Genomic DNA, 6,861 nt, shown 5'->3' with positions numbered 1-6,861 from the left:
CAATCAATGATAATATTTCGATCGATCAATCAGTAAAAATCCACACAAGTTGTTCTTCATAATCTCTTAATGATCTTCTTACTGGTTCGTCACCAGCAAGCTAGGTCGGCTATATTACTCTTAATCTCTTAAAAGTCAACAGGTAATTTCGATATTTTTAAAACTTATTCTCAAAACTAACTTCTCATCAAATTCACTGCCTAAAGCAACTAGTTCAATTCCAAGTAACTGTTTTTCAACAAGTTTCTATCTGCATCACCGCCGATGGATGTGCATTATAGACCATTAAATTCTCTTGGCAACCCCTTTTTTAATATTAATGAAACAACAGTTCGCTTTTTAATCAAAAATGCTAAAAATAGTCATTTTTTATATAAACATGGCTGTAAAAGCATCAATTTATCTAATATTTTTTCGTCTTGGTTCTTTTCCTGCCACCTAAGTGGGCGACAATCAATATATTCACAATATCCACCTTCACCTTGTAGACATTGTTCATTCCAACTTAATTGATATTGAAAGCTTCCCACATATCCAGCAGCCAATCCAAACTTATAGTCACCACGGCTTTGTGCATAAAGTTCAAAAATAATTTTTCCATTTTTTTTACACTGCCAAGAAAATTCTCTTGGCAAATACATCTCTTTATCATTGGGTGTTCTAACTTTTGGATAAACACGATGGATATGTAAATTTACATCTTCAGTAAAACTTTCAACAGGCTTACCAAATTCTTGAATATCTAACCGTGAACATAAGATGATATTCCACTGATTTCTTATTTGTGTAAATGTAAGCTGAGTGGTTTCATTTAAATTAATAATTTGGCATGTATAGAAACATAAAGATAAAAACGGTAAATGTAGAGCCCTTGCATGTTTAAAGCGTCCTAATCCTTCAACTTGATACTTTTGTCCTTTATAAAAAATTTCACCCTCACATAAACATAAGGTTGACCAAAAGTCTGAGACTCCCCACTGTAATGCAGAAGTATTAGAGATATTTTCTGGAATCTGAATAGTAAGATCACATCCCATTTCCGGGTCTAGTCGCTGAAGATGGATAATTGGAATTTCCCAATCAATCAAATCTGTTTTATCAAACTGATATTGTTTTGAGTCAAACTGGCATTGCCGCCGAATAGAATAAGTTTTTAAATGTCCCACACTATGCTGGCTATTACTTACAAGCACAGTTGCAGTATCGATTGCCGAAGTCGTAATTGAGTGAGTGTTATAGCAAAGAGGAATGCGCGGCTGTCCAACCATACTAATGTAATTAAAATAGCGCAGTGGAGCCGGTAGATTTGGAAGGATTAAGGCTTGATAAACAATTTTAAAAAAGCCGCGAGAAGGTTGATAGACAACCCCCTCTTTGGCATTAAGGCCCAGCTGCTGTAATTGATTAATTTGATTCATCAACATAGGCATACCGAACCTCTTCTATTTTATGTTTTTATTGTTTCGTTACTCTTGCGTGCAAATAATGTCGTAACAAAACCAGATAGAGCATAGATTATTGAAACGGTCAAAATGCCCATTGGAATATTATAAGTGATTGCTGCAAAAATCAGTACTACTGGCAACATAACTACAAAAGGAACTCTTTTACGGTCCATTTGTTTGAAAGAGTAATATTTGATATTGGAGATCATGAGTAATCCCACAACAACCATAAGAACAGCATTAATGGTTTTAATCGCAATATCACGTAAATCAAAAATGAAAGGATAGTCGCGAGCAACCCACACTAATGAAATAATGATTATGGCAGCCAGTGGACTTGCAATTCCGATAAAATAACGCTTATCAACCACACCAATTTGCACATTAAAACGTGCTAAACGGAAAGCTGCACATGCTGTATAAACAAAACAACATGCCAAACCAATACGACCTAAATCATGCAAACTCCAGCTATACATAAGCATTGCTGGAGCTACACCAAAAGCCAATAAGTCTGAAAGTGAGTCATATTGCTCGCCAAAAGCACTTTGTGCACCAATAGCTCGAGCAACCCGGCCATCTAAACCATCGAGTAAAGCTGCAATAAAGATGGCATAAATAGCTTGGGTGAAATCCCCATTCATACTCGCAATGATGGAATAGAAACCAGACAACAAAGCGGCTGTCGTAATTAAGTTAGGCCAAAGATAAATTCCTCGGCGCTTCACTTTTTGTCCTTCCGGATTATCTTCTTCTTCAACCACTTCGAATGTAATCCCATCAAATGAATGTTCATTATGAGTTAAATCTTGCTCTGGTTTAGGCGCATTTGTCATTATTTTCTATTCCAAACATGTGCATTGATTTAAGTTAACTGTTATTCACCTACTAACCAGCGAACAGCAGCATGGCCACCAATTTCTTGCATACGTAGATGCGGGAATAACCACTGTAGGGCTTGGTCGGCTTGTTCAGAGAACTGCCAAGGTGGATTAATCACCAATAGACCACAACCATTTAAGCCTACAGGTGTATCATCTGGCCATACACAGATTTCACAAACCAATTGACGGCGAATACCTGTTTTGAACATTTTCTTTTCAAAACGCTCAATCATCGCTCGGTCTTTAATTGGATACCAAACTGCAAAAACACCTGTTGGCCATTTTTTATAAGCTTGTTGTAAAAGTTCAACTAATTGCGGAAAGTCTTTACGCTCTAATTCGTAAGGCGGGTCAATCATGACCAAACCACGTTTTTCTTTCGGTGGAATAACGCCGAGCAAGCCTTCGTATGCATCACGCTCATGTAAACCTGCACGTTTATCATAAATGTTATGTCGCAATTGCTCAAAAACATCACGCTGCATTTCAAACACGGTTGCTTTATCAATCTCACGCATACCTTGCAAAGCAAACCATGGTGACCCCGGATAACTACCCTTACCTTCTTCAGAACGTAACTGTTCTACTAACTTCAAATATTGCTGGATTGCTTCAGGTGCCTGACGCTTTTCCATTTCAGATATCTGAACTAGTCGATGAATGCCTGTAAGAAACTCTCCAGATTTTTGTGAAGGTGCCAGAGATAAATTATATTTTCCTGCACCTCCATGCGTATCGATATAACGATAAGGTTTATCTTTAGCATTTAAACGGTTGAGAAGCTGTAGCAAAAGCACATGCTTCATAACATCTGCAAAGTTGCCCGCATGGAAATGGTGACGGTAATTCATGTTGACTTTAATTCCTCAATTCAACAAATAGTTTAACATGAAAAAAATATTCTTTCGTAAGGTTGTGATCATCTAAAATAGAGCAGCTTGATATTTTTACGATCTACTCGAGGTTATATGCTCTCTCACCTGCTTCCGGACTCATGGGATCTGGATCAAATTCTGGATGACTTAAATACGCATGGCTTTGCTATTATTAATCAAGCCTATTCGGATCAATATCGCGCGCAAGTCGCCAAAGAGTGTAGCTATCATATTGATGAATTTAGAGAAGCTAGTATTCAAAATGGTGTAGTGAGCAATATTCGTAGTGACCATATTCTCTGGATTAATGATCAACTCCCTATTGCTCAACAACATGTTGAAACCCTAACTTCATTTTCGCAAAGTCTAAATCAAGCATTCTATTTAGGAATTAAAGAAGTTGAGGCTCATTTTGCCCGTTATAATTTGGGTGAGTTTTATGCTTTACACCGAGACAATCCTCAACAAAAAAATGATCGTATTATCTCAACCGTTTATTATTTACATCCAGAATGGCAAGAAGATTGGGGTGGTCAATTACGACTGCAAGATAAAAATGAGAAATGGCATATTGTTAACCCAGAACCCAATCGACTGGTGATATTTCAAAGCAACTTATTACATGAAGTATTAACTTCAAAGCAACAAAGACTTTCGATTACAGCTTGGCTTCGTAGCGGAAATTCTATCTGGCTTTAAAAGCTACTCTTTAAATTTAGTAAATGAACCCGATATAAATGCTATTGATCAAGAAGGACTAGGGCGTATGTCTATTGAAAGTAAAACGATTGTGAACAGAATTGGTGAGACAGATCAACTTTATTTGACTGAAAATACGCCTGAACTTGCTTTGGAGCGTGCCGATTTACGCTTACAACTTGTCATATTAAGTCATGTTCGCCAAGAGCAGCTTCATTTTTTACAAGAAGCGATTGTTTTACTTGAACAAGCTCGTATGGAATATGAAGAAATGCCATTGAGTCTGTATCTCAATTTATCTTTGCATTTGGCTAAAGCCTATATGCTTTATTTTGAATTAAATAAAGAAAAACGTTTTGCGTTGATTACTCAACAAATTTTGAAGCCATTAGCCCACTATGAACATGCAGATATATATTTCTTCTTGGCTTATGCATCAGCAGCGCGAGAAGAGTCAGCACTAACCAGACATTGGTTAACTAAATATTTATCAACAACCCAATGTGATCTTGAGTTGCTTCACGCACACCCTGTCTTTAATTCGGTTCGCCAAGAACCATGGTATAAAAATTTAGTAAAATCAAAAACGCACTAAATATTTAATTTGAATCGGCCTGTTCTATATCTTATGTAAAACAGGCCTTATTTTTAATTTATCTCTTTACACTATCTTCATGTAGTTGTTCATTCAGCTCATCAATAACCACAATCCACTCATCATCTTTTTCCCAATGACTTTTTAAGAAGTCACTTTGGCCTTTTGACCAAAAAGAGGCTTCATGTAGTTTCTGATCAGCCGGCAATTGATGTGTTTTGATAAAGTTTTCGATACTTGCTTCATCCGAATCTAAACCCAGCTGATCAAATAAAAGTTCTAAAGTAGGTTGCTGCTCAAACATTGTTATTCTCCTATAACTTGTTTTAAATCATCTATTAACTAATCTAACAATAAAACCTTTTTATATGCATGATAGTGTCTATATTTTCTTGTTGTTTTTTGTGTTTGGTTGCGAATGATTGAATATAAAAAAGCACTCTAAAAAGAGTGCTTTTTTAACTTATCAAAAAGATAAATTATTTCAACATGTCAGCAATCGCTGCACGTTCTTCTTCAAGCTCATTTAACGTAAAGTTAATACGTTCACGGCTGAATTCATCAATTTCTAAACCTTGAACGATTTTGTATTCGCCGTTCTCAGTTGTTACAGGGAAACCGAACATAACGCCTTCTGGAATACCATAAGAACCATCAGATGGAATACCCATAGTTACCCATTTGCCGTTTGTACCAAGTGCCCAGTCGCGCATATGGTCAATTGCAGCGTTAGCAGCAGAAGCAGCAGAAGACAAACCACGCGCTTCGATAATCGCAGCACCACGTTTACCAACAGTTGGAAGGAACACATCTTTGTTCCATGCCGCATCGTTGATTTTGTCTTTTAAGCTTTCGCCATTTGCAGTTGCAAAACGGTAGTCAGCATACATTGTTGGAGAGTGGTTACCCCAAACTGTTAAGTGTTCGATATCAGCAACTGCAACACCAGCTTTTTGAGCGACTTGAGTCAACGCACGGTTGTGGTCAAGACGCAACATTGCAGTGAAGTTTTTCGCTGGAAGGTCTGGAGCAGAGTTCATAGCGATGTAAGCGTTAGTGTTTGCAGGGTTACCTACAACTAATACTTTAACGTCACGACTAGCAACTTCGTTTAATGCTTGACCTTGACCGATGAAAATTTCACCGTTAACTTTTAACAAGTCAGCACGTTCCATACCAGGACCACGTGGACGAGAACCTACCAATAAAGCGTAGTCAGCATCTTTAAATGCAACTTTCGGATCATCAGTCCCGATCATGCCAGCCAATAAAGGGAAAGCACAGTCATCAAGTTCCATCATTACGCCTTTAAGCGCTTGTTGTGCTTTTTCAACTGGAACTTCAAGCAATTGTAAAATAACAGGCTGATCTTTACCTAACATTTCACCGCTTGCGATACGGAATAATAAGCTGTAACCAATTTGACCTGCAGCGCCAGTCACGGCAACACGAACGGGTTGCTTCATGTAATTGTCTCCAATGAATGTCCTTAATCTAGCTAAATAGGAATTCCATCTAACTAAATCATCATAAACGGCAAAGATTGTACTCTAAAGATCTGGCAGATGCATGTAAAAGCGACTCATTTTCACCAAAAGTCTGATAGAAAATACAAATTAATATTTACAAAAAGATTCAATGCATGGTCAGCATTTTTTTACGAAATGATCGCCATCTTTAGTAACTACCTTTAATCGTGATTTCACCTGGGCAATTTGATACCACATGATTTGCACATTGTTTATATTGGCCTTTTACCGTGTAACACACCTTCACTTCAGTTAAAACAACATCTGAACGTGATAACTGACAACTTAAACGAATACCATTTTGAGGCAAGGTCGGATTAAGACGAGTAAATTGCTGTTTTAAAGCTGACTGTTGAATTTCAACATTCGTCGAACTTGTGAGGCTAGCTGGAATTTTTAGACGTTCAGCAAAGTTAATGACTGTCCGGAAATATTGACTTGCATTCATAGGAACGCACCCACCTACATTTTTCCAAAGCTGCACACGGGCATTGTTATCAGGCATAACCCGCGCTACGACTTTAGATTGTAATGGAGAAAGAGTGGCCGAACTTTCTGTTGAACAATCGGTTTGATTTGTTTCTGGCATGAGGCCTGTAATTGTCAAAGAATATCCTTCGAGACATTTACGTTGTTTTTGTTTAGAGGGATCTAACGCACACGCGGCAGGTGTCATCTGCACATGCATGACATACCCCTGTAAATTAACAGGTTCGGCATGTAAAACGGAACTCATCAACCCTACTCCTGCACAGATAAGCCACCATGCAAGTTGCAAAATTGAACGAAGTTCCAAATATCTATATTTCATTTAATTAAAACTTGAATATGCCA

General features: G+C 37.6%; 7 protein-coding genes and 1 pseudogene. 2 read left to right on the top strand and 6 right to left on the bottom strand.

What is annotated here, in order from left to right:
• Positions 1-352 precede the first annotated feature (352 nt).
• The 3 genes and pseudogenes from AC07M3_RS09020 to AC07M3_RS09010 form a co-directional block, all read right to left on the bottom strand.
• Positions 353-1,430: pseudogene (locus AC07M3_RS09020) on the bottom strand (DUF6670 family protein).
• Positions 1,431-1,447: 17 nt separating this feature from the next.
• Positions 1,448-2,281, bottom strand: a complete 834-nt coding sequence (gene pssA / locus AC07M3_RS09015) for a CDP-diacylglycerol--serine O-phosphatidyltransferase (protein ID WP_005043810.1) — start codon at positions 2,279-2,281, stop codon at positions 1,448-1,450.
• Between the two features lie 41 nt (positions 2,282-2,322).
• Entirely contained in the window at positions 2,323-3,180 is an 858-nt protein-coding gene (locus AC07M3_RS09010; RefSeq protein WP_003653584.1) for a 23S rRNA (adenine(2030)-N(6))-methyltransferase RlmJ, read from the bottom strand.
• Positions 3,181-3,297: 117 nt separating this feature from the next.
• Here AC07M3_RS09010 and AC07M3_RS09005 point away from each other — a divergent pair, with 117 nt between their 5' ends.
• Both AC07M3_RS09005 and AC07M3_RS09000 read left to right on the top strand, forming a co-directional pair.
• Positions 3,298-3,903, top strand: coding sequence for a 2OG-Fe(II) oxygenase (locus AC07M3_RS09005; protein ID WP_494566921.1), 606 nt, complete (start codon positions 3,298-3,300; stop codon positions 3,901-3,903).
• 67 nt (positions 3,904-3,970) lie between these two features.
• Entirely contained in the window at positions 3,971-4,498 is a 528-nt protein-coding gene (locus AC07M3_RS09000; RefSeq protein WP_092711060.1) for a hypothetical protein, read from the top strand.
• Between the two features lie 58 nt (positions 4,499-4,556).
• Here AC07M3_RS09000 and AC07M3_RS08995 read toward each other — a convergent pair whose 3' ends face one another.
• The 3 genes from AC07M3_RS08995 to AC07M3_RS08985 all read right to left on the bottom strand — a co-directional run bounded on the left by AC07M3_RS08995 (position 4,557) and on the right by AC07M3_RS08985 (position 6,838).
• Positions 4,557-4,802 (bottom strand): DUF2789 family protein, encoded by a 246-nt coding sequence (locus AC07M3_RS08995; protein ID WP_003653589.1) that lies wholly within the window; start codon positions 4,800-4,802, stop codon positions 4,557-4,559.
• Positions 4,803-4,977: 175 nt separating this feature from the next.
• Entirely contained in the window at positions 4,978-5,964 is a 987-nt protein-coding gene (locus tag AC07M3_RS08990) for a malate dehydrogenase (RefSeq protein WP_003653591.1), read from the bottom strand.
• A gap of 211 nt (positions 5,965-6,175) precedes the next feature.
• A complete protein-coding gene (locus AC07M3_RS08985; protein WP_092711057.1) occupies positions 6,176-6,838 on the bottom strand; it encodes a ribonuclease T2 family protein in 663 nt (220 codons plus the stop codon).
• Positions 6,839-6,861: the final 23 nt, after the last annotated feature.

It is taken from the genome of Acinetobacter sp. GW821-FHT09D10 (assembly GCF_059416285.1).
Note: the sequence above shows the minus strand (reverse complement) of the source record. Positions and strands in the feature narration are given on the sequence as shown.

What these genes read in the sequence shown, in the direction of transcription:
- pssA (WP_005043810.1), bottom strand. Translation starts at nt 2,281, where the DNA reads ATGACAAATGCGCCTAAACCAGAGCAAGATTTAACTCATAATGAACAT.
- AC07M3_RS09010 (WP_003653584.1), bottom strand. Translation starts at nt 3,180, where the DNA reads ATGAATTACCGTCACCATTTCCATGCGGGCAACTTTGCAGATGTTATG.
- AC07M3_RS09005 (WP_494566921.1), top strand. Translation starts at nt 3,298, where the DNA reads ATGCTCTCTCACCTGCTTCCGGACTCATGGGATCTGGATCAAATTCTG.
- AC07M3_RS09000 (WP_092711060.1), top strand. Translation starts at nt 3,971, where the DNA reads ATGTCTATTGAAAGTAAAACGATTGTGAACAGAATTGGTGAGACAGAT.
- AC07M3_RS08995 (WP_003653589.1), bottom strand. Translation starts at nt 4,802, where the DNA reads ATGTTTGAGCAGCAACCTACTTTAGAACTTTTATTTGATCAGCTGGGT.
- AC07M3_RS08990 (WP_003653591.1), bottom strand. Translation starts at nt 5,964, where the DNA reads ATGAAGCAACCCGTTCGTGTTGCCGTGACTGGCGCTGCAGGTCAAATT.
- AC07M3_RS08985 (WP_092711057.1), bottom strand. Translation starts at nt 6,838, where the DNA reads ATGAAATATAGATATTTGGAACTTCGTTCAATTTTGCAACTTGCATGG.